Raw genomic sequence first — 23,066 nt, 5'->3', positions numbered from 1 at the left:
CGCCTGGCGACACCGATGTCCGCCGGGCCCACATCGCTCGACAACAGGATCCCGCCGCCGGTGGTGATGCTGTCGATTGGCGTCGCGATGTGGCTGCTGGCGCGGCTCGCACCGCAATTCGCGGTCCATTTCCTCCTGCAGTGGCCGCTGGCGACCGCATTGGCCGTCGCCGGACTGCTGTGCGAAGTGTTGCCCGGCCTGCGTTTCGGCCGTGCCGGCACCACGGTCAATCCGCTGCGACCGCAGAACAGCTCGCGACTCGTGGTCGAAGGGCTGAACCGCTACAGCCGCAACCCGATGTATCTGGGGCAACTGCTGCTGCTGTTCGCCTGGGCGGTGATCCTCGCCCACCCGGTGTCGGCGCTGTTGGCGCCGCTGTTCGCGCTGTACATCACGCGCTTCCAGATCGTGCCGGAAGAACGCTCGCTCGCTGCGCATTTCGGCGCCGAATACGAGGCTTACCGCGCGCGGGTGCGGCGATGGATCTGAAGCCGGGCATGAAACGCGCCGCCTGCTTCCACTGCGGCGAACCGCTGCCGTCGCAGCCGGTGATCGAAACCATCGCCGATGCGCCGCAGCCGTTCTGCTGCACCGGCTGCGCCGCAGCGGCGCGCTGGATCGGCGATGCTTCGCTTGGCGATTACTACCGGCTGCGCCAGAGCGACGCCGCGCGCGTCGGCACCGAGACCGTCGACTATGCGAACTGGGACCGCGAGGATCTGCTCGCCGAACACAGCGTCGTCGTGGACGGCGGGCGCGAGATCACCCTGCTCACCGACGGCATGCGCTGCGCCGCCTGCGCATGGCTGATCGACCGTGCGCTGACCCGCGAACCGGGCGTGCGCGAAGTCGCCGCGAATGCGGTCACCGGCCGCATCCGCATCGTCTGGGACGCCGCGCGCACGCCGCTGTCGCTGCTGTTGTCGCGATTGGCGTCGCTGGGCTACCGGCCGTCGCTCGCCACCGGCGAAACCCGCGAGCGCGAGCGTCGCCGCGATCGCAACCGTTGGCTGCTGCGCCTGGGTGTCGCCGGGCTCGGTGCGATGCAGGCGATGATGTATGCCGAAGCGCTGTATCTCGACACGGCCGGCGAGATGTCGATGCCGACCCGCGATTTCTTCCGCTGGATCACTTTTCTCGTCTCGACGCCGGTGGTGTTCTATTCCGGCTGGCCGTTCCTCGAAGGCATGTGGCGGGAACTGCGCGGCCGTCGCCCCGGCATGGACACGCTGATCGCGGGCTCGACCCTGCTCGCATATTTCGCCAGCCTGCTCGAAACCATGCGCGGCGGCGTGCACGTGTGGTTCGACGCGGCGGTGATGTTCGTGTTCCTGCTGCTGGCCGCACGCATGCTGGAGCAACGCGCGCGCGGCATCGCCAGTGCGCAGGTGGATGCGCTGGCCCGCGCGCGGCCCGCGCTGGCCACGCGCGAGCGCGTCGATGACAGCGCGGGCGCTCTCGCAGGCGTCATTGCAGAGCAGGTGCCGCTGAGCGCGCTCGCGGTCGGCGACATCGTGCGCGTCGCGGTGGGCGAGGGCGTGCCCGCCGATGGCGACGTACTGGATGCCGAGACCGCATTCGACGAATCCCTGCTCACCGGCGAATCGCTGCCGGTCGCCAAGCCCGTGGGTGCGATGGCCTTCGCCGGCAGCATCTGCCGCGAGCGCCCTGCGCGTTTGCGGGTGGCGCGCACCGGCGCCGATACGCGGTTGTCGCAGCTCACGCGGCTGGTCGAACGCGCGCAGGAACAGCGACCGCCGCTGGCGCGCGCCGCCGACCGCATCGCCGGCTGGTTCGTGACTGCGCTCATCGTCGCTGCGATCGCGGTGTATGCATGGTGGCGCATGCACGATCCCGCGCGCGCGTTCGAAGTCGCGCTCGCGGTGCTGGTGGTGAGCTGCCCTTGCGCGCTGTCGCTGGCGGTGCCTGCGGCGCTCGCGGCGGCGCACGGCGCGCTGTCGAAACTCGGCGTGCTCGCGCTGCGCGGCGAAGCGCTGGACACGCTGGCGCGCGCCGACCGCATCGTGTTCGACAAGACCGGCACGCTCAGCGACCGCGAACCGCAGCTCGCCGAAGTCGAGACGTTCGACGGTTTCGCGCGCGACGACGCACTCGCGATCGCCGCCGCGCTGGAGCGCGACAGCGGCCATCCGCTCGCGGTGGCGTTCGCGGTGGCCGGTCGGACGCTGTCCGCCAGCGAAGTGCACGGCGAAAGCGGGAGCGGCGTGTCCGGGCGCATCGACGGACGCGACTGGCGGCTCGGGCGCGCGCAGTGGGCCACGCAGCGCGGCGACGACGATGCGATCTGGCTCGGCGATGGGCAACGCGCGTTCGCGCGGTTCGTGCTGCGCGAAACCCCGCGTGCCGATGCCGCGCAGGCCTTGCGCGAGCTGCGTGCGCAGGGCCTGCGCATCGACCTGTGCAGCGGCGATGCCGAAGCGGCGGTCGCGCGCATGGGCGACGCGGTGGGCATCGACAGCACGGCGATTGAAAGTCGGCGCGCACGGCAAACGCCCGAGGACAAACTCGCCCACGTGCGCGAACGCCAGGCGGCGGGCGAAATCGTCGCGATGGTCGGCGACGGCATCAACGATGCGCCGGTGCTCGCTGGCGCCGATGTCTCGCTGGCGTTGGCCGATGGCGCGGCGCTGGCGCAGCGCGCGGCGGATTTCGTGATCGGCGGCGGTGCGCTGCGGCGCATTCCGCAGGCGATCGCGCTGGCCCGACGCAGCCGGCGGATCGTGCGCCAGAACCTCGGTTGGGCGATCGGCTACAACCTGCTGGCGCTGCCGCTGGCCGCGAGCGGCCACGTCACGCCGTGGATGGCCGCGATCGGCATGGCGCTGTCGTCGCTCCTGGTCACGCTGAACGCGCTGCGGCTGACGCGCCTGCCCGCTTCTGCAACACTGACCGCATGAATATTCTTCTCGTGCTGATTCCGATCAGCCTGCTGCTGCTCGCTGCGGCGATCTGGGCATTCGTGTGGGCGGTGAAGGGCGGGCAATACGACGATCTGGACACGCCGCCGCTGGATATCCTGGTCGACGACGAGAACCCCAGGCAGACGGCGCCGTCGCCGGGCGACGCGCAAGACGGAACTTGATCGACCGATGCCCGATTGGCTGGTGCCCGCGTTGTGGATGCCCGACTGGCTCGTCATCGGCGCCGCGCTGATGAGCGGCCTGCTCGGCGGCGTGCACTGCGCCGCGATGTGCGGCGGGATCGCCACCGGGCTCTCGTTCGGGCAGCGCCCCGCCAGCGCCGGCGCGCAATGGCTGCAGGCATTGCAGCCGAATCTCGGTCGCGTGCTCGGCTACACGCTGGCCGGCGCCATCGCCGGCGGCTTCGGTCATGGACTGGTCGCGTTGGTGCAGACGCCGACGCTCGCGCTCGCGATGCGCATGGCGGTGGGCGCGATGATGGTTGTCGTGGCGATCCGTCTGCTCGACCCCACCGGCAAGTTCAATCCGCTGGCACGTCCCGGGCGCGCGCTCTGGCAGCGCCTGCAGCCGCTGCAGCGCGCGCTGCTGCCCGCCGACACCGCATTCAAGCGCATCGGCATCGGCATGCTCTGGGGCTGGCTGCCGTGCGGGCTCAGCGCGACCCTGCTCGCCACCGCGTGGCTGCAGGCCAGCGCACTGCACGGCGCGCTGACCATGGCCGCCTTCGGACTCGGCACCCTGCCGATCATGCTGCCGCTGACCTGGAGCGGCGCCCGTCTCGGCCAGCGCCTGCAGCGCGGCGGCGTGCGCGTCGCCGCCGGTGCGCTGGTCCTGTGCGCGGGTCTCGTCACCCTGGCGGCGCCGTGGCTGATGCAGGTCCCGGCGCTGCACGGCGTGCTGTCGGCGCTGGGATGCCGGACCTTGCCGATGTGACCCTGCGCCGGCCGCGACCCGCGCCGAACCGGTCGTTTGGCGATGCGGACCCGATGCCGCGATACTGGTCCGTCTCCAGCGCGCGCCTGTGGAAGGGATCGATGCACCACACCCTGCAAGTCAAACTGCTCGACCCCCGTTTCGGCGGCGAATGGCCTTTGCCGGCCTATGCCACCGAGGCCAGCGCCGGGTTGGATCTGCGCGCCGCGCTCGACGTTCCTTTGGTGTTGTCGCCCGGCGATGCGTCGCTGGTGCCGTCGGGGTTGGCCATCCACATCGGCGACCCGGGCTTGTGCGCGGTGGTGCTGCCGCGCTCCGGGCTGGGCCACAAGGGCATCGTGCTGGGCAACGGCACCGGATTGATCGACGCCGATTACCAGGGACCGCTGATGATCAGCGTCTGGAATCGGGGCAGGGAAACGTTCACCATCGCCCCCGGGGACCGGATCGCGCAACTGGTCATGCTTCCGATCGTGCGTGCGCGCTTCGAGGTCGTGGATACTTTCGTCGACAGCGCTCGCGGCGCGGGCGGTTTCGGCCATACCGGCGTGCGTTGAGGGACCGCGGTTGCGCATTGCGCCGCACGACACAGGGCAAGAGAACCCACCGAATGAAAGACAGCATCCGCCAGCAACTGGTCCAACTCCGCCCTGCGATGAAACCGCTGGCCGTGCTCTGCGCGCTGCTCGCGCTGTGGTTGGGCTGGAGCGGTATCGCCCAGTTCCGCGACAACGAGCGCCGCAGCGATCTGGAAACCACCCGCGACAGCGGCGTGCAGTTGGTGCACCAGGCGATGTTGCAGGGTCAGAAACGGCTGACCGAAGCGCTGGCGCTGCAGGAGGTGCAGACCGTGCTGGCGGCCGGCGATCTGGTCAGCGCGGCGAAGGTGATCAGCGCCGGTTGGCCGAACGTGTCGCTGGTGCAGGTGTTGCCGCCGGACCTCGAGGCGGTCTACGCGAACCTGGGCAAGGGCGGTTACGGCCGGCTCGCGGTGGTCGAAACGGCGCTGGCCGAGAACAAGCTGCGGACCTGGATCATCCGCGATGTCGGCCAGGCGCGGTTGGCGATCGCCGCCCCCGCCAAAGTCGGGGACCGCGTCGTCGGCGTGGTCTATGTGCAGCTGCCGTCCACCGAGTTGACCTCGGGTCTGGACACCATCGGCATGATCGACAACACCTATCTGGGCCTGCGCCAGGGCGGCGTGACGCTCTGGGAGCGGGGCGATCAGACCTATTCCGACAGCGCCGAGCGCATGGCGGTGCCGGTGTCGGATTCCGGCATGCGGCTGGTCGCGGGGACCTCTCCGCCGCCCGCGCAGGCGCTCGGGCTGGGCGCGGTGCCGGCGTTGATCGCCTCGGTGGTCTTCGCCCTGCTGGTGTACCTGACGTGGCGGTTGTCGCGGCTGTCACAGGTGGTGGCCGACGAAAGCGGCGTCCCCTCGCCGACCCTGCAGGAAGCGGTGGCCAGCGCCCCCAGCCAGGCCGCCGGACCGGTGGCGCTGGAGATCCGGGAGCCGGTGAAGCCGAGGCCGCTGATGATCGACGGCAGCATTTTCCGCGCGTACGACATCCGCGGCGTGGTCGGCAAGACGCTCGATCGCAACGTGGCAGAGGCCATCGGCCACTCGGTCGGTTCGCTGATGCACGAACAGGATCTGCACGACATCGTCATCGGCCGCGACGGGCGGCTGTCGGGCCCGGAGATGGTCGAGGGACTGATCGCCGGTCTGCGCAAGGCCGGCATCAATGTCATCGATATCGGCATGGTGCCGACGCCGGTCGTCTATTTCGGTGCTTACCATCTGCGGACCGGATGCTGCATTTCGGTCACCGGCAGCCACAACCCGCCGGATTACAACGGCTTCAAGATCGTGGTCGGCGGCGAAACCCTGTACGGCGACGCGATCACCGACCTGCATGCGCGGGTGGTGGAACGTCGATTGTTCGAATCTTCGACGCCCGGTGGCCACAGCGAGCGCGATATCAGCGCCGACTACGTCCAGCGCATCGCTTCGGACGTGCAGCTGGGCCGGCGCTTGAAGGTGGTCGTGGATGCCGGCAACGGCGTCGCCGGCGAGATCGGCCCGCGCGTGCTCGAAGCCATCGGCGCCGAAGTCGAAGAACTCTATTGCGAGATCGACGGCACCTTCCCCAACCACCATCCCGATCCGAGCGAGCCGCACAACCTGACCGATCTGATCAGCATGGTGAAGCGTCTCGACGCCGATCTGGGCATCGCCTTCGACGGCGACGGCGACCGCCTCGGCGTGGTCACCCGCGATGGCGAGAACATCTATGCCGATCGCCTGCTGATGCTGTTCGCCGCCGATGTGCTGGAGCGCAATCCGGGCGCGATGATCGTCTACGACGTGAAGTGCACCGGGCGCCTGGCTTCGCACATCCTGCGCAACGGCGGCAGCCCGCTGATGTGGAAGACCGGGCATTCGCTGATCAAGGCCAAGATGCGCGAAACCGGCGCCGAGCTGGCCGGCGAGATGAGCGGGCATTTCTTCTTCGCCGAGCGCTGGTACGGCTTCGACGATGGCATCTACGCCGCGGCGCGACTGCTCGAAATCCTCGCATCCGCGCCCGAACTGCCGGACGAAGTGCTGCACGCGCTGCCCAAGGGCATCTCCACGCCGGAAATCAAGATCGATGCCCCGGATGGCGATCCGCATGCGTTCGTGGAGCGGTTCCGCGAGGGCGCGTTCTTCGAAGGCGGGCGGATGTCGACCATCGACGGTCTGCGCGTGGACTGGCCGGACGGCTGGGGCCTGGTGCGCGCCTCCAACACCACGCCGGTGCTGGTGTTGCGCTTCGACGCCGACAACGTCGAGGCGATGGTGCGGATCCAGACCGCATTCGGCGAACGTCTGCGACGCTTGAAACCGGATCTGGCGCTGCCGTTCTGAGTGCCGGCAGCGAACGGACTCGCGGCATCGCCTCCGAAGAACGCCGAGGTCAGCCGCCGATCGGTGCCGGGAGCGGTGTCCGCGTCGTGCCGCTGTTCTGCGCCTGCTTGAGGGTGCGATAGCGCGACATCGCGTCCTGGAAATCCGTATTCAGCGTTTCGCGTTCCGTTTCCTGGCGCTGTTTCAGCGCGCGCAGCGCCTGCAGTTCGGCGTGCTGGCTGAGGATCTTTTCACGGACGAGCTTGCCGACCGGCTTGGACTGCAGCTCCAATTCGTTGGCCTGGCGCAACAGGCTGATCAGGCTGTCGTGCAGGTTGGTCAATGCCAGCGCCGAGCCCTTCAGCGATTCCTCGACCAGCTCGAAACGGTCGCGGAAGGCGCGTTTCAGGTCTTCTTCGGTTTCGTAGGACGCCACCATCGCCATTTCGCGACGCTTGCGCTGGGCTTCGATCTTCTGCGCTTCATCCTCGATCGCCGCGCGGGCGCTTTCTTCGGCGGTCAGTGCGCGCGCGACGTGCTTCACCGCCGTGCCGGTGTTCTGGTCGAACTCGGTGCGCTGGCGGCCGACCGCCGACGCCGGCAGGGCATCGCTGCAGATCCGGTGCCCGCCTTCGTCCCAGCAGTAGAGTTTCTTTTCCTTCGGCTTCGGCTGCGCGTTCGCGAGCGATGCCGCGCCCACGGCGAGCGCCGCTGCGAGCAGCGCCAGCGTCCAGCGATTCGGCGGAGTGCACGGTTGCATCAAGGCCTACCCCCCGGTCGGCGCGTCGTGGTTGGAGGTGCGGCAGCCGTAACGGGCCCGGTAGGCCAGCAGACGTTCGCGTTGATCGAGAAGGTCGGCGCTTTCGCCAGCGAATGCAAGCAGATCGTCCAGACCTGCGACCGCGATCACGGGAATCCCGGCGTCCGCCGTGACCGCCTGCGCTGCCGACAGCGTTTCGTCCTGGCTGGACGCATCGCGCCCACCCGCGAACTCCTGGCGGTCGAGGGCGATCACGATGCCGGCGGGAATGCCGCCGCCCTCGCGGATCGTGCCCAGCGCTTCGCGGATCGCGGTGCCGGCGGTGATCACGTCGTCGACGATCAACACCCGCTTGCCGGCCAATGGCGCACCGATCAGCATGCCGCCCTCGCCGTGGGCCTTGGCTTCCTTGCGATTGAACGCCAGCGGTAGATCGCGACCGCGCCGCGCGTATTCGCAGGCCAGCGCGGTCGCCAGCGGAATGCCTTTGTAGGCCGGGCCGAACAGGAGATCGAAGCCGATTCCGGCGCGGTCCACTGCGTCGGCATAGCAGCCGGCCAGTCCGGCCAGCGCGGCACCGGAGTCGAAGCGTCCGGCATTGAAGAAGTACGGGCTGATCCGCCCCGATTTGAGCGTGAATTCGCCGAAGCGCAGCGCTTCGACGCGCAGGGCCAGCTGCAGGAAACGGGTGCGGTGGTCGGTCACGGGCGCGGCTGCGGGAAAGAAGTGCGGATGATAAACCCGGCGACCTTGAATCCCGGGCCAGCGATCGCTCCGGCGGGACCGGCGGCGCCCATGCAAGCCGGTGCGAATCCGTTACTCTTCACCCCGTCCGGCTTTTCGGCCCCGCTACCGGCCCTTCATGCGCATCATCAGCTTCAACGCCAACGGCCTGCGTTCGGCGGCCACCAAAGGGTTCTTCGACTGGTTCCGCGCCCAGGACGCCGACGTGCTCTGCGTGCAGGAAACCAAGGCCCAGGAACATCAGCTGTCCGCCCCCGAACTGCTGCCGGAAGGCTATCGCGCGTTCTTCAAGGACGCGATCACCAAGAAGGGCTACAGCGGCGTGGGCATCTACAGCCGCCGGCCGCCGGACGAGGTGCGCACCTCGCTGGGCTGGGCGCCGTTCGACGACGAAGGCCGCTACATCGAGGCCCGCTTCGGCAATCTCAGCGTGGTCTCGTTCTACATCCCGTCGGGGTCTTCCGGCGACGTGCGCCAGCAGTTCAAGTTCGAGGTGATGCGCTGGCTCAGGCCCATTCTCGACGAGTGGCTGCGCAGCGGTCGCGATTACGTGCTGTGCGGCGACTGGAACATCGTCCGCGCCCGCAACGACATCAAGAACTGGACTTCGAACCAGAAGAACTCCGGTTGCCTGCCCGAAGAACGCGCCTGGCTCAACGGCCAGATCGCAGATGCCTGCGGCGACGGCACCGCCGCGCCCGAGCGCGGTTGGCTGGACAGCTTCCGCGTGCTCCGGCCGGATGCGGCGGATTACACGTGGTGGTCGCAGCGCGGCGCCGCGCGCGCCAACGATGTCGGCTGGCGCATCGATTACCAGTTCATCACGCCGTCGCTGCGCGATGCGGTGAAGACTTGCGCGATCCACAAGGATCCGCGCTTTTCCGATCACGCGCCCTATGTTGTCGACTACGCACTGGAAGGCGGCGCAGCGAAGGGCCGCAAATGACGGGCGGTGCGGACACGAATACGGCAGCACCGGCGACTGCGGTACCAGTGACTGCAGCACCGGCGCAGCGCCCCGGCTGGCGCGATGTGCTGCGCAGCCTGCGCCAGCGCAAGGTCGCGGTGATGTTGCTGCTGGGGTTCGCCTCGGGCCTGCCGCTGTATCTGGTGGGCAACACGATGGGCTACTGGATGCGCGATGGCGGCAGCGATCTGTCCGCGATCGGTTTCCTGTCGTGGGTGGGCTTGGCTTACACGCTCAAGTTCGTGTGGGCGCCGCTCATCGACAAGACGCATGTGCTCCTGCTGGGGCGGCTTGGTCACCTGCGCGGATGGATCCTGCTGGCGCAACTGGTGGTGGCCGCGGGCCTGATCGGCATGGCGGCGATCCGGCCGGAAGGTGGCCTGATGGTCTTCGGTGTGATGGCGCTGATCGCGGCATTCGCATCGGCCACGCAGGACATCGTGATCGATGCCTGGCGCATCGAGATTTCGGACAACGGCGATGAACTCGGCCTGCTCAGCGCGAGTTCGCAGTTGGGGTACCGCACCGCACTGCTCGTCACCGATGCGCTGATCCTGATTCTTGCAGCGAATATCGGCTGGGCGCCGTCCTACTGGGTGATGGCGCTGCTGATGGGCGTCGGCATGATCGCGGTGTTCCTTGCGCGCGAGCCTGTCCGCAAACCCGCGCTGGGAGCGTCGCCGTCCGCACAGATCCTGTGGACGGCGCGCGGCGTGTCCGATGCGATCGTCGGACCGTTCATCGCCTTCTTCCGGGTGCACGGCAAATTCGCGCTGCTGATGCTGTTGGCGATCAGCCTCTATCGCATGCCCGATTTCGTGCTCGGGCCGATGGCGAATCCGTTCTACAAGGATCTCGGCCTGACCAAGGAAATGGTCGGCGAGGTGCGCGCCTCGATCGGATTGATCGCATCGTTGTGCGGGATCGCCATGGGCGGCCTGTCGGCGGTCCGGTTCGGGCTGGTTCCCACGCTGCTTGCGGGCGCCATCCTCGGGCCGGGCTCCAACGCCGCATTCGCATGGTTGGCGCATCAGGACCCCACGATGACCAACTTCGCGATCGCGATGGTGATCGACAACATCTCCACGGGGTTCGCCGGCACTGCGCTGGTGGCGTACATGTCCAGCCTCACCAGCGCCGGTTACACGGCCACGCAGTACGCGCTGCTCAGTTCGTTCTATGCGCTGCTGGGCAAGGTGCTGAAGGGGTTCTCCGGCCTGGTCGTGGAGAAGCTGGAGGTCGGGCGGACGTTGCTCGACGCCTATGCGCTGTTCTTCACCGGCACCGCGCTGGCCGGCATACCGGCGTTGTTGCTGTGTCTCTGGCTGGTGCGCCACGCGCGCACCGTGGCGCCGCCCGCATCCGCACCCTCATGACGTCATGACCGATCTCGTCCTCCGCGATATCGACCCCGTGCTGGCCGAACGCATCCGCAAGGTCGCGCAGACCAACGGTTGGGCGGTGCATCAGACCATCCTGCATCTGATCGAGCGTGGACTGTACGCCAGCGAGGGTGGCGCGTTGCGCTTCGACGGCTCCGAGTCGGACGTGATGCAGTCGGCGATCGCAGCGCTGGAAACCGTACCGAACGACCCGGGATTTGCGCTGATCGGTCGGATCGGCGATCCGCCGCCGGCCCCGGCCCCGGCACAAGAATCGCCGACCGGTTTCGACCCGAACGAGCTGGCGCGCTACATCGACAGCGTGCCGGTGGGCTCCAAGCTCGGTGGACGCGAATGACCGCAATCGACTCCCGTCGGCGGCGCGTGTAGGAGGGCCTTCAGGCCCGATGCTTTTGCCGAGGCGCCCCACACAACGCCCTGATCCAGTCAGCCGGAATCGTCAGCCGGAATAGATCGCACCCAGCACCCGCAGCCCTTTCGCGCCGGTGACGCCGGGCAGGTTGCCGGGCAGTCCCAGCAGCGTCTGCCGCGCCAGCCATGCGAAGCCCATCGCTTCGACCAGATCGGGGTCGAGCCCGTGCGCGGCGCTCGACTCCACCGTGACGCGCGGCAACGTGGCTGCGAGCGCGCGCATCAGTGCCGGGTTGTGCACGCCGCCGCCGCAGGCGATCAGCCGCGACGTGCCCGGTTGCGCCGCATTCAACGCATCGGCCACGGTGCGCGCGGTCAGCGCCAGCAAAGTGGCCTGCACATCGGCGGGGGTTTCCTGTCCGCTGAGGTGGTGTTCCAGCCAGCCGAGATGGAATTGATCGCGTCCGGTCGATTTCGGCGCAGGGACCGAGAACCAGGGTTCCTGCAGCAGGGTCGACAGCAGCGCGGTATCGACCCGTCCGCTCAGCGCGAATGCGCCATCGCGGTCGTAGCCGGCGCCGGTATGCCGCAGGCACCACGCGTCCATCAGACCGTTCGCGGGGCCGGTGTCGAACCCGCGCACCTCGCCGTACCCTTCATTGCCCGTCGGCAGCAGGGTGATGTTGGCGATGCCGCCGAGATTGACCACGGCACGATCTTCCCGGGGCGACGTCAGCAAGGCCGCGTGCAGCGCCGGCAACAGCGGCGCGCCGTGCCCGCCCGCCGCCACGTCGCGACGACGGAAATCGGCGACCACCCGCACCCCGCAGTGCTCGGCGATCAGATGGGGATCGCCCAATTGCATCGTGAACGGATATTCGCCTTGCGGCCGGTGGCGCAAGGTCTGTCCGTGCGACCCGATCGCGCTGATCCGCTCGCGCGGAATGCCGCTGTCGTGCATGGCATGGTTTGCGGCCTCGGCGAAGATGCGACCGATGCGGTGATCGAGTTCGCCGATCGCGTCCAGGCTCAGCTCGACGCCGCGTTGCCCCAGTTCGACCAGCCGCGCGCGCAGGTCCGAGGGCCAGGCATACGTGCGTCCGAACAGCAGTTCGACGCTGCGGCCGTCGTCGCCGAAACGCACGATCGCCGCATCGATGCCGTCGGTGCTGGTGCCCGAGATCAGGCCGAGAAACATGGGGAAATCGGAGGTGTCGTCGCTCATCGTGCCATCATCGCCGATGGTCGTGCGCGACGCCACACGATCATGGTCGCCGCGGGTCGGGCCCGCCGCGGCGGCAGCGCCGAGCGCATCCACGTCCGTGCGCAGGGGCAACGCGGATCCATTCGATCCGTTCGTGCCTTGGACAGCGCTCAGCCCTTCTTTTGTTTGCGCCCCGGTCGCGCTTCCAGCGCGATCGCCAGCGCCGCTTCCTGCGGGCCTTCGATCGCGGCGGGGAACACGATGTTCTCGACCGTGCGGATGCGGGTCATCGCGCGATAGGTTTCGGTGCGGAAGCTGGCCAGTTCGGTGCCCTGCAGCGGCTGCGGCGGCGGCATGGTCACCGACAGCGGATTGCGGTGCACGCCGTTGATGCGGAATTCGTAGTGCAGATGCGGGCCGGTGGACATGCCGGTGCTGCCGACATAACCGATGGTCGTGCCCTGGGCGATGCGCTGGCCCGGACGGATGTTGCCGAAGCGCGACATGTGGCCGTACAGCGTGGTGTAACCGTTGCCGTGGTCGAGGATGACCGCGCGACCGTAGCCGCCCTGCCAGCCGACCACCTGCACGCGCGCATCGCCGGCGGCCTGGATCGGCGTGCCGGTGGCTGCGGCGTAGTCCACGCCCTTGTGCATGCGGGTGCGCCCGAGCACCGGGTGCCGACGCGTGCCGAAGCTGGAACTCAGCCGGGCATAGGGAATCGGCATGCGGATGAAGCTTTTCTTCAGCGGCCGGCCGTCGGAGGTGAAGTATTCCGGTTTGCCGTTGCGCACGTGGCGGAACGCGGTGTGCAGCTTGCCGTCGACCGTGAACGCAGCGGCCAGCACGGCGCCGGTTTTTTCCAGCTCGCCGTCGACCCACATCTGATCGACGACCACGCTGAAACGGTCGTCGGCGTCGAGATCGGAATCGAAATCGATGTCGTACTTGAACATCTCGTCGGTCAGCTGATCCAGATGCCCGCCGCTCAGCCCGAGCTTGCGCGCCGAACGGAACAGCGAGCCGCCGACCTTGCCGCTGAGCACCACGGTGCGCACGTCGACATCGCGCTTCAACTGGGTTTCGCGGATCTCGTCGCCGGTGAGGTCGAGCTGGATCCGCTGGCCGTCGCGGCGCACGTAGCGGATCGCGCGCAATTTGCCGTTGACCGGCAGATCGAGGGAGAGGTGGGTGTCGGGGGTGATCTGGCCGATTTCGGCCTTCACGCCAGGATGCGCGAGGACGCGCTTGAGCTCCGAATCCGGAATGCCCAGGCTGCCGAACATGTGTTTCAGCGACGCGCCGCGCTTGACCGCGACCGTTTGCCAGCTGTCGCCGAGTTGCCCGCGCTGGCGCGCCAGCGACAGCGGCGGCAGCTTCAGCGACATGGTCTGGATCGGCGTGGCGGCGGCGGGTTGCAGCACGGTCGCGAAGCCGGGCACGATGGTCCCGAGCAGCGCGACCATGGTGGCGACCAGACTGGCCTGCGCCCACTGGCGGCGCGTCCAGCGGCCGTTGAAGCCCGGTTGGACGGAGGTTTCGGGCGTGATCTGACGGGCTTCCTGCTCCGTGGCCTGACGCAGGTTCTGCAGCCGCACGAGACGGTTGTGGACGGTGCGGCTTGACGATGTGGACATCGGACGGATTCCCCCCTGTCAGGGATGACCAGAACCGACACCATAATTCAGACGAAAAGATTGCGTCAAATCCTTGACAGGCTTGGTTTTTTTTAACATTTCGGGTTAACTGTCCTTTAACACCTTGTTCATGCTGGCGGCCCCGTTCTGTCGACGGGGTCTCCTTCCCGGCCCCATCTTCCCCACAGGTTCACGGTTTGATTTCCCATGTCCATTGACGCCACCGCCTCGGCCATCGACCTCATTGCGCGAGGCGCCGACGAAATCCTCAAGCGCGAGGAGCTGGAAGCCCGCCTCACCGCGTCCATGAAACCCGGCGGCCGACCGCTGCGGATCAAGGCCGGTTTCGACCCCACCGCACCCGACCTGCACATCGGCCACACCGTGCTGCTCAACAAGATGCGGCAGTTCCAGGACCTGGGGCACCAGGTGATTTTCCTGATCGGCGATTTCACCGGAATGATCGGCGACCCCACCGGCAAGAACGTCACCCGCAAACCGCTGACCCGCGAGGACGTGCTGGCCAATGCCGAGACCTACGCCGAACAGGTGTTCAAGGTGCTGGACCGGGAACGCACCGAGGTGCGTTTCAACAGCGAATGGTTCGGCAGGATGAACGCGGCCGACATGATCAAGCTCGCCGGCCAGCACACGGTCGCGCGCATGCTGGAACGCGACGACTTCGCCAAGCGCTACGCCGCGCAGCAGTCGATCGCGATCCACGAATTCCTCTACCCGCTGGTGCAGGGCTACGATTCGGTGGCGCTCAAGGCCGACGTGGAGCTGGGCGGCACCGACCAGAAATTCAATCTGCTGATGGGCCGCGGCCTGCAGGAGCACCACGGCCAGCCGCCGCAGATCGTGCTGACCATGCCGCTGCTGGAAGGGCTGGACGGCGTCAACAAGATGTCGAAGTCGCTGGGCAACTACATCGGCATCGCCGAGCCCGCGATCGACATCGTCAACAAGACCATGAAGATCGGCGACGCGCTGATGTGGCGCTGGATCGATCTGCTGAGTTTCGAGATCGGCATCGATGAAGCGAAACGGCTCAAGGCCGGGATCGACGGCGGCCAGTCGAATCCGCGCGACGTGAAGCTGCGCCTCGCGCGCGAACTCGCCGCGCGCTTCCACGATGCCGCCGCCGCCGACACCGCCATCGCCGGCTGGCAGGCGGCGGTCAGCGGCGAAGGCGACATGACCTTGCTGGCGCTGCAGGACGTGAACGTTCCGGCCGAAGGCATCCGCATCGCCGCATTGCTGACGGTAGCCGGGATCACGCCGAGTAATTCGGAAGCGAACAGGAAGCTCAAGGAGCGCGCGGTGAAGGTCGATGGCGAAGTGGTTGAAGACCCGCAAACCACGTTCGCTCCGGGCTTCGAAGGTGTGCTGCAGGTGGGCAAGCGCAATTTCGCGCGGGTCAGGCTGGTCGCCGCCTGAGCGCACATCGCGCCATGTATGCTGGCGCGCGGGCTAGCGTGGTTGCGAATCCGTCGCAACAGGCCGTGCTCCACGTCGCCCGAGGCTGTGTAGACCCGCCATCCAGAGAGGTGCTCTCGCATGCGTTTCCATTCCGGCAAGCTCTGCATCGTGGTCCTGTTTCTCTCTATCGCACCCACGGGGTGTTCCATGAATGGTCTACCGATGAAGGCCCCATCGGCTTCGAGTTCCATCGAAGCGCCGCCGGAAGTTTCCGCAGATGCCGTGCTGTCATGCGCGGAAAGGGCCGTCGTGAGGCTTGAGAAAACCGACGAGCAATGGGACTTGCGCGTCACCCGCAAGGACATCCGGTCCGGCATCCTTGAGACCGGAAACTTCGCCGAAGAAAACGAGTCGGGCTTTCGCGTGAAGGTGACCTTCGATCCCGACACCCATCGGATCGACATCGTGCTCAAGGGCGCGGGCGCCTACTTCGTCGATCTCGGGGTGGACAGCGCCATCGATGCGTTCAGCGCGGCGATGCGCGAATGCCTACCGCGATCTGCGGGGACACCATTGGGTTAGCTCATGCAGGCCATGCCCTGTTTCGTGCGATATGACGACAGTGCTCTGCACCAAGTTCCATGAACGCCATTTGCCAAAGCGAGGTCCGCAAGGATGACCGAATATTCAATCGAAGCCCGCTCCTTCGATATCCCTTGGACCTCGGGCAGGGCAAGCCATGATTTTCTAGTGCTGCGCGACGAAAAAGGACGCGCTATCGCCGAGTTGCATGGTCTCGCCACTGATCGTGAAACCGGCAAGGCGATTCCAGTAGGCGATGATGAAAGCAAACATTCGCTGCGGGTTTGGCATTTCGCACGTGACGCCGAATACGCCGATCACATGGGTGTACGGCCGAGCAAATCCGGATTGCTGCAGGATGGGCAGGATCATGTGACAGTGCTCAAGGCAGACAAAGAAGAGGTCATGGCCAGATGGAACGCTGCAGTGGCTGCGAAAGGGCAGCTCAATGCACTGGATCTTGATTATCCAAATTATGGATTCAATATCCTGAGTGACACCGTCAACAGCAATGCTGCCTATCGCACGCTGAGCGAAATCATGGGTGTGCCGGCTTATGATTTTCCGTGGAAGCTCGAACCGGGCCTCGACAACCGGATGGTCGATCAGAAAGAGATCGACCGGCTGCGCACGCACGGCTATCCGACGCTCGATACGCCTTCGGTCAAAAGCAACGGCGAATACAAACCGTTGGAAGGCGCTTCGCTGGAAGCCAACCCCGGTACCCGCCTCGCCGCCGCATCCGACGAGAGCCGCGCGCGGGACGGCCAAGGGCAGAACAGCCAGGCGCAGAACGATGCCGGTGCGCAATACGATGCGCGCTCGCCCTCGCACCCGGGCCATACCGACTACACGCGGATCCGCGAAGGCCTGGCCGGCAGCGTCCAGGACCCGCGGTCGCTGGACAGCGTCGCCGCCTCGACATACCGGGAAATGGCCGCGAATCCGCAAATGAAGCAAGTCGACTACGTCGGCATCCACAACGGCAACGCTATCGCCGCCTACGCGCCGCACGGTCTGGGGCGTGAGCCGATGTTCACGGCCCACACCGACATCGCACAGGCGCAGCAGCAGCCGGCCGAGGAACATCTGGGGCGCGCACAGGCGATCGCCGAAACCCGCGCATTGGCGCAGGCGCAGGAACAGTCATCGCAACAGCAGTCGCAGACGCAGGGCGGCCCGGCGATGAGCATCGGTGCCAGAACCGCCTGATACGGGCGTCGACTGGCCTGGCGGGCGACCCGATGCACCGGGCCGCCGCGATCCGGACGATCAGCTCATGCGTGTCGTGCATATCCTTGACGATCAACGACCGGCTGTCGTGGCTCAGCGCGACCTCACCGATGCGGTCCATGTCCTTGGCGCTGTTCGCGACCGCGGCGGAGCAGGATACCGCGATGCTCGGGGGCATCCGGGTCGGGCCCGGAGGCCTTGCGACCCCGGGACTGCGAGACCCGCAGTGACCGATGGCATGGGGGCTGATGTCGGTGTCGGGCTATGCTTCGGGCACGATCCGCAGCAGGCATTCGTGCCCGCACCGCGTCCGCGTCTTACCGCTCCGGTCCGAGTCCCTCATCATGTCCTCCCGATTGCTTCCCATTGCGCTGCTCATGACCCTTCCACTGTCCTCGCTCGCCGCCACGCTGCCACCGCCGCCCGATGCCGCCCAGAAACCGCATCAGGTCAAGGCCCCGCATGGCGCGGTGCGCAACGACGAGTACTACTGGCTGCGCGACGACAAGCGCGAAGACAAGGCGATGCTGGCCTATCTCGACGCCGAGAACGCGTACACCGACGCGGTGATGGCGCCGCTCAAGCCGCTGCAGGAGACGCTGTACAACGAGATCGTCGGCCGGATCAAACAGGACGACGATTCGGTGCCGTACCGCGAGCGCGGCTGGTGGTATTTCAGCCGGTTCCGCGCGGGCAACGATTACCCGGTCTATCTGCGCGCCAAGGCCGCCGCCGACGGCAGCCAGGGCAAGGACGACCAGGTGCTGCTCGACGTGAATGTGCTGGCCAAGGACAAGAACTATTACAGCGTCGGCGACATGGCGGTGACCCAGGACAACGCCACACTCGCCTACGCCGAAGACGACAACGGCCGTCGCCAGTACACCATCCGCATCAAGAACCTCGACACCGGTGCGCTGTATCCCGACGAGATCAAGGGCGTATCGCCCAACCTGGTCTGGGCCGACGACAACCGGACCCTGTTCTACATCGAGAACGATCCGGAAACGCTGCTCACCGTGCGGGTGAAGAAGCACGTGCTCGGCACGCCGGCCAGCGCCGACGTCCTGGTCTATGAGGAAAAAGACGACAGCTTCTACATGGGCATCAGCCGCACCCGCGACGACGGGTTCATCTGCATCGGCGTCGAAAGCACGGTCTCGACCGAAATGCGCTGCGCGCCCGCCGCCGATCCGAAGACCTTCACGGTGTTCGCGCCGCGCGAGCGCGACGTGGAATACAACGCAGACCATCTCGACGGCCGCTGGGTGATCCACACCAACGCACCGGGCGCCGATGGCAAGCCGGCCGCCAACTACAAACTGATGACCGCCGCCAGCGACGCGACTTCGCGCAGCGAGTGGAAAGCGTGGGTGCCGCATCGCGACGATGTGTTCATCGATACCTTCGAGCTGTTCGACGGCTTCACCGCGATTTCCGAGCGTTCGGAAGGACTCGAACGCATCCGCCTGCTGAAAGCGGATGGCGAGGAATTCGTGAAGGCCGACGAGCCCGCGTATTCGATGGGCTTTTCGACCAATTCCGAAGCCGATACGCCGTGGCTGCGCTACAGCTACACCTCGCTGACCACGCCGGCCACCACTTACGAGCTCAACACCGTCACCGGCGAGCGCCGGATGCTGAAACAGCAGCCGGTGATCGGCTACGACGCATCGAAATACGTCACCGAACGCGTCTGGTCCACCGCCCGCGACGGCGTGAAAGTGCCGGTGTCGCTGGTCTACAAAAAGGGCTTCGAGCGCAACGGCACCGCAGCGATGCTGCAATACGCCTACGGCAGCTACGGCAGCTCCTCGGACCCGGTGTTCAGCGTGACCAATGTCAGCCTGCTCGATCGCGGCATGGTCTACGCCATCGCCCACATCCGCGGCGGCCAGGAAATGGGCCGAAAGTGGTACGACGACGGCAAGCTGTTCCGCAAGAAGAACACCTTCACCGATTTCATCGACGTCACCGACGATCTGGTCGCCAGGGGCTACGCCGCGAAAGACCGCGTCGGTGCCTACGGCGGCAGCGCCGGCGGCCTGTTGATGGGCGCGATCTCGAACATGGCACCGGACAAATACCGGGTGATCCTGTCGCAGGTGCCGTTCGTGGACGTGGTCACCACCATGCTCGATCCCACCATTCCGCTGACCACCAACGAATACGACGAATGGGGCAACCCGGAGAAGAAGAAGTACTACGACTACATGCTGTCGTATTCGCCCTACGACAATCTGTCGAAGCAGGCCTATCCGGCGATGTTCGTCGGTACCGGGCTGTGGGATTCGCAGGTGCAGTACTGGGAGCCGGCGAAGTACGTCGCCCGGCTGCGCGATCTCAACACGTCGAACCAGCCGGTGGTGTTCCGCACCAATATGGACGCCGGCCACGGCGGCAAATCGGGCCGCTTCCGCCGCTATCGCGAACAGGCCGAGATGTTCGCCTTCCTGCTTGACCAGCTGGCGGTGGTGCCCGTCAACAGATAAGGCCCTGGCCGCCGTGTGCACGCTTTTGTAGGAGCGACGGAAGTCGCGACAGACGGAAGAAGGTCTCTCGGCAGGCTGTCGCGACTTCCGTCGCTCCTACAGGAGCAGGGATCGGCATCGACGCCGCGCGGACAGCGCAGACGCGACGGTGCCGCCCTCCGTCGCGGCTGAACGCACCTGCATTCCGTCGAAGCGGCATGGCGGCTACACTGCGCGCATGAATCGACGCCTCGCTCTCGCCACCGCCGCTTTCGCGATCGTATTGCCGCTGGCCCTGTCCGGCTGCGGCAACAAGGGCCCACTGGTGCTGCCCGACGCGCCTGCCGAAACCGCCGTGCCGGCGGAGGCATCCGTACCGGAGCCTGCGCCCGAGGCCACGCCTGCACCCGCCGCCACGCCGCCGCCACCTCCCGCCAGCGGCACGCCTGCGCGCTGAACATGAACGCAGTGCGGCACATGCCCTTGCCGTTCACCAAGATGCACGGCGCGGGCAACGATTTCGTGGTGATCGACCTGCGCGGTCATGTCCCGCCGCCCGGCCCCGGGCTCTGCCGCGCGCTCGCCGACCGCCACACCGGTATCGGCTGCGACCAGATCCTGACCATCGAACCACCGCGCACCGCGCAGGCCGCCGCGTCGTATCGGATCTGGAACGCCGACGGCTCGCCTTCGCAGCAGTGCGGCAACGGTGCGCGCTGCATCGCCGCGTGGGTGCTGCGCGACAGCGTCGCCCGCGACCCCGAACGCTGCCTCGCCGATCGTTTCGAACTCGACAGCCCCACCGGCACGCATGCGGTGGACGTGCTCGGCATCCATCACTACCGCATCGCCATGGGCCGTCCGGAATTCGAGCCTGCGCGCATTCCGCTGCACGGCTTCGACACGGTGCAGGACGCATACGCGCTGACCTTCGGCGGCGAACGGCTGGACATCGGCGCGGTATCGATGGGCAATCCGCATGCATTGATCGAGGTCGACGATGTCGACCTCGCGCCGGTCGCAACCTTCGGCCCGGCCGTGCAGCGGCATGACGCGTTTCCGGAATCGGTCAATGTCGGTTTCGCGCAGGTGGTGTCGCGCGACCGCATCCGACTGCGCGTGTTCGAGCGCGGCGTCGGCGAAACCCTGGCCTGCGGCAGCGGCGCCTGCGCGGCGGCGGCGGTGCTGATGCGGCGTGGCCGTATCGATCGCGAGGTCGCGGTCGAACTGCCCGGCGGCACGCTCCACATCGCTTGGCCGGACGACACCGCGCAGATCGCGATGTCCGGCCCGGCCGCATTCGTATTCGAAGGGGAATGGTGGCAATGACCGACACGTTCGACAAATTCGACAAGGCCCAGGAAAAACTCGGCGCGCACGAGATCGCCGCATGGCTGCGCCGGCATCCGAATTTCCTGCAGCAGTTTCCCGATCTGGCGTTGACGCTGGTGGTGCCGCGCGAGCAGGGCTCGGCGGCGTCGCTGGCCGGCTACCAGCTGGAAATCCTCCGTGACAAGAATCGCGAACTGTCGCGACGGCTGCAGGAACTGTTCGCCAACGCGCAGGAAAACGAACGGCTGGCGGTGCGCACGCACCAGTTGACGCTGGCGTTGATGAAGCAGAACCGCGCCGACGATACCGCCCGCGCGATGGCCGCGAGTCTGGAAGAAGATTTCAACGGCGATCTGGTGCGGATGGTGCTGTTCGCGCCGGTCGAAGGCCTGGACGCCGCCGATTGGCTGCAGACACTTGCCGAAGACGACGCGCGCCTCGCACCGTTCCGCGACTGCCTGAAGGACGGTGAGCCGATCTGCGGCCGTCTGCAGCCCGAGAAGAACGCGCTGCTCTACGGCGTGCGCGCCGAAGACGTGGCCAGCAGCGCACTGTTGCCGTTGCCGGGTCGCGGCCTGATCGCGGTCGGCAGCCGCGACGCGAACCGCTTCTTCCCCGGCATGGGCACGCTGTTCCTGCGGATGATGGGCGAGGCCTTCGACACCGCGATGCGGCGGTTCGAGGGCTGACGCCGCAGGGCGCGCCGAATGGCAGCCGCCATCAATCCGCTGCTGATGCTTGGCGCCGCGCTGAGTGCGATCGCCGCGCTGCTGCATGTCGGCTGCATCGTGTTCGGCGCATCGTGGTATCGCTTCTTCGGCGCGGGCGAGCGCATGGTGAGGCTCGCCGAAGCCGGCGATTGGCGTTCGACGGCGATCACTTCCGCGATCGTCGCGGTGCTGTCGGTCTGGGCGCTGTATGCGCTGTCCGGCGCCGGTGCGATTCCGGAACTGCCGCTGCTGCGGATCGGCCTGTGCGCCATCGCTGCCGTGTATTCGCTGCGCGGCCTGGCCGGATTGCTGTATGCGGCAATCGGCGCGCGCGCCGACGCGGCGTTCTGGTGGTGGAGTTCCGCGATCTGCCTGGTCTTCGGCATCGTGCATGTCGCCGGTCTGATGCAGGCGTGGTCGCGGCTGTGACCGTCTCGCTGCACGTCGAGGATTTCCTCTCGCATCTGCAGGTCGAGCGGCGCATGTCCGCGCACACGCTCGACGCCTATCGTCGCGATCTCGATGCGCTGGTGGCGTGGACAGCGGAACAGGGCGTCGACGATCTCGCGACCGTGCACACCGAACAGCTGCGCGCGTTCATCGCCGCCGAGCACCGTCGCGGCCTGTCGCCGAAGAGCCTGCAGCGTCGCTTGTCGGCCTGCCGCAGTTTCTATCAATGGCTGTTGAAGCACGGCCGTGTCGTCGCCAGTCCCGCCGCCGGCATCCGCGCGCCGAAGGCGCCGCGCAAACTGCCGCAGGTGCTGGATGTCGACGAAGCGGTGCAACTGGTCGAGTTGCCGACCGACGTACCGCTGGGCATACGCGACCGCGCGATCCTCGAACTGTTCTACAGCTCCGGTCTGCGCCTGAGCGAATTGTGCGCATTGCGCTGGCGCGATCTGGACCTCGCCGACGGCCTGGTGACGGTCCTGGGCAAAGGCAGCAAACAGCGCAGCGTGCCGGTCGGTTCGCACGCGCGCAAAGCGCTCGGCGACTGGCGCGGCGAGTCGCGGGGGCAGCCCGATACGCCGGTGTTTCCCGGTCGCGGCGGCGCGACGATCACCCCGCGCGCGGTGCAGATCCGCCTGCGCCAGCTCGCGCAGCGCCAGGGACTGTTCAAACGCGTGCATCCGCATCTGTTGCGGCATTCCTTCGCCAGCCATGTGCTGGAGTCCTCCGGCGATCTGCGCGGCGTGCAGGAGCTGCTCGGCCACGCCGACATCGCCACCACCCAGATCTACACGCATCTGGATTACCAGCATCTGGCCAAGGTCTACGACGGCGCGCATCCTCGCGCGAAGCGCAAAACCTGAGCCGTGGAGCGAATGCCAGTCGGTTGAGAATCTGTTTGGCCGTTCCCCTCATCCGGCCTTCGGCCACCTTCTCCCCGCATGGCGGGGAGAAGGACATCGAACAGCACTCCCCGCGATGTGTGGAGCAACAGAAGCAAGCGCGCTTCATTCATTCCGTTGCTTCTTTCCTTGG

General features: G+C 67.0%; 20 protein-coding genes and 2 pseudogenes. 18 read left to right on the top strand and 4 right to left on the bottom strand.

Going from position 1 to position 23,066, the window contains the following annotated elements:
- The first annotated feature begins 15 nt into the window (after positions 1–15).
- The 6 genes from HOP03_06650 to HOP03_06625 all read left to right on the top strand — a co-directional run bounded on the left by HOP03_06650 (position 16) and on the right by HOP03_06625 (position 6,786).
- Positions 16–489, top strand: coding sequence for an isoprenylcysteine carboxylmethyltransferase family protein (locus tag HOP03_06650; GenBank protein ID NOT87842.1), 474 nt, complete (start codon positions 16–18; stop codon positions 487–489).
- Positions 480–2,918 carry a cadmium-translocating P-type ATPase gene (cadA, locus tag HOP03_06645; GenBank protein ID NOT87841.1) on the top strand — a complete coding sequence of 813 codons (2,439 nt, stop codon included), beginning with the start codon at positions 480–482 and terminating at the stop codon, positions 2,916–2,918. The genes HOP03_06650 and cadA overlap by 10 nt, the downstream gene beginning before the upstream one ends.
- Complete coding sequence (gene ccoS, locus HOP03_06640) at positions 2,915–3,103, top strand: cbb3-type cytochrome oxidase assembly protein CcoS (protein NOT87840.1); 189 nt, start codon at positions 2,915–2,917, stop codon at positions 3,101–3,103. Before cadA ends, ccoS begins: the two co-directional genes overlap by 4 nt.
- A gap of 37 nt (positions 3,104–3,140) precedes the next feature.
- Positions 3,141–3,875 carry a sulfite exporter TauE/SafE family protein gene (locus HOP03_06635; GenBank protein NOT87839.1) on the top strand — a complete coding sequence of 245 codons (735 nt, stop codon included), beginning with the start codon at positions 3,141–3,143 and terminating at the stop codon, positions 3,873–3,875.
- A 101-nt stretch (positions 3,876–3,976) separates the two neighbouring features.
- Entirely contained in the window at positions 3,977–4,432 is a 456-nt protein-coding gene (dut, locus tag HOP03_06630; GenBank protein ID NOT87838.1) for a dUTP diphosphatase, read from the top strand.
- A gap of 98 nt (positions 4,433–4,530) precedes the next feature.
- Positions 4,531–6,786: a phosphomannomutase/phosphoglucomutase gene (locus HOP03_06625; protein NOT87837.1), complete on the top strand. Its 2,256-nt coding sequence runs from the start codon at positions 4,531–4,533 to the stop codon at positions 6,784–6,786.
- A gap of 49 nt (positions 6,787–6,835) precedes the next feature.
- On the opposite strand, the gene HOP03_06620 is transcribed toward HOP03_06625, so the two are convergent.
- Positions 6,836–7,525, bottom strand: a complete 690-nt coding sequence (locus tag HOP03_06620; GenBank protein NOT87836.1) for a hypothetical protein — start codon at positions 7,523–7,525, stop codon at positions 6,836–6,838.
- A 6-nt stretch (positions 7,526–7,531) separates the two neighbouring features.
- A complete protein-coding gene (gene pyrE, locus HOP03_06615; GenBank protein ID NOT87835.1) occupies positions 7,532–8,230 on the bottom strand; it encodes an orotate phosphoribosyltransferase in 699 nt (232 codons plus the stop codon).
- 157 nt (positions 8,231–8,387) lie between these two features.
- On the opposite strand from pyrE, the gene xth reads away from it, so the two are divergent.
- From xth to HOP03_06600, 3 genes and pseudogenes are all read left to right on the top strand, one after another.
- Positions 8,388–9,215: an exodeoxyribonuclease III gene (xth, locus tag HOP03_06610; protein ID NOT87834.1), complete on the top strand. Its 828-nt coding sequence runs from the start codon at positions 8,388–8,390 to the stop codon at positions 9,213–9,215.
- Entirely contained in the window at positions 9,212–10,612 is a 1,401-nt protein-coding gene (locus HOP03_06605; protein NOT87833.1) for an MFS transporter, read from the top strand. The genes xth and HOP03_06605 overlap by 4 nt, the downstream gene beginning before the upstream one ends.
- A 4-nt stretch (positions 10,613–10,616) precedes the next feature.
- Positions 10,617–10,832 (top strand): annotated as a pseudogene (locus HOP03_06600) (hypothetical protein).
- 246 nt (positions 10,833–11,078) lie between these two features.
- Here HOP03_06600 and HOP03_06595 read toward each other — a convergent pair.
- Positions 11,079–12,215: an anhydro-N-acetylmuramic acid kinase gene (locus tag HOP03_06595; protein ID NOT87832.1), complete on the bottom strand. Its 1,137-nt coding sequence runs from the start codon at positions 12,213–12,215 to the stop codon at positions 11,079–11,081.
- A gap of 149 nt (positions 12,216–12,364) precedes the next feature.
- A complete protein-coding gene (locus tag HOP03_06590) occupies positions 12,365–13,831 on the bottom strand; it encodes a M23 family metallopeptidase (GenBank protein NOT87831.1) in 1,467 nt (488 codons plus the stop codon).
- 207 nt (positions 13,832–14,038) lie between these two features.
- On the opposite strand from HOP03_06590, the gene HOP03_06585 reads away from it, so the two are divergent.
- The 9 genes and pseudogenes from HOP03_06585 (at position 14,039) to xerC (ending at position 22,894) form a co-directional block, all read left to right on the top strand.
- A complete protein-coding gene (locus HOP03_06585; GenBank protein NOT87830.1) occupies positions 14,039–15,271 on the top strand; it encodes a tyrosine--tRNA ligase in 1,233 nt (410 codons plus the stop codon).
- A gap of 120 nt (positions 15,272–15,391) precedes the next feature.
- Positions 15,392–15,835 (top strand): hypothetical protein, encoded by a 444-nt coding sequence (locus HOP03_06580; protein NOT87829.1) that lies wholly within the window; start codon positions 15,392–15,394, stop codon positions 15,833–15,835.
- Between the two features lie 93 nt (positions 15,836–15,928).
- Positions 15,929–16,453, top strand: a pseudogene (locus HOP03_06575) (hypothetical protein).
- Between the two features lie 992 nt (positions 16,454–17,445).
- Positions 17,446–19,560 (top strand): S9 family peptidase, encoded by a 2,115-nt coding sequence (locus HOP03_06570; protein NOT87828.1) that lies wholly within the window; start codon positions 17,446–17,448, stop codon positions 19,558–19,560.
- 217 nt (positions 19,561–19,777) lie between these two features.
- Positions 19,778–19,996, top strand: a complete 219-nt coding sequence (locus HOP03_06565; protein ID NOT87827.1) for a sugar transporter — start codon at positions 19,778–19,780, stop codon at positions 19,994–19,996.
- Positions 19,997–19,998: 2 nt separating this feature from the next.
- Positions 19,999–20,868, top strand: coding sequence for a diaminopimelate epimerase (locus HOP03_06560; GenBank protein ID NOT87826.1), 870 nt, complete (start codon positions 19,999–20,001; stop codon positions 20,866–20,868).
- Complete coding sequence (locus HOP03_06555) at positions 20,865–21,560, top strand: DUF484 family protein (protein NOT87825.1); 696 nt, start codon at positions 20,865–20,867, stop codon at positions 21,558–21,560. Before HOP03_06560 ends, HOP03_06555 begins: the two co-directional genes overlap by 4 nt.
- Before the next feature lie 45 nt (positions 21,561–21,605).
- Positions 21,606–22,010 (top strand): hypothetical protein, encoded by a 405-nt coding sequence (locus HOP03_06550; GenBank protein NOT87824.1) that lies wholly within the window; start codon positions 21,606–21,608, stop codon positions 22,008–22,010.
- Positions 21,950–22,894, top strand: coding sequence for a tyrosine recombinase XerC (xerC, locus tag HOP03_06545; GenBank protein ID NOT87823.1), 945 nt, complete (start codon positions 21,950–21,952; stop codon positions 22,892–22,894). Before HOP03_06550 ends, xerC begins: the two co-directional genes overlap by 61 nt.
- Positions 22,895–23,066 lie beyond the last annotated feature (172 nt).

It is taken from the genome of Lysobacter sp. (genome assembly GCA_013141175.1).
Taxonomy (GTDB): Bacteria; Pseudomonadota; Gammaproteobacteria; order Xanthomonadales; family Xanthomonadaceae; genus Lysobacter_I.
This window is presented reverse-complemented; position numbering and strand designations above follow the sequence as displayed.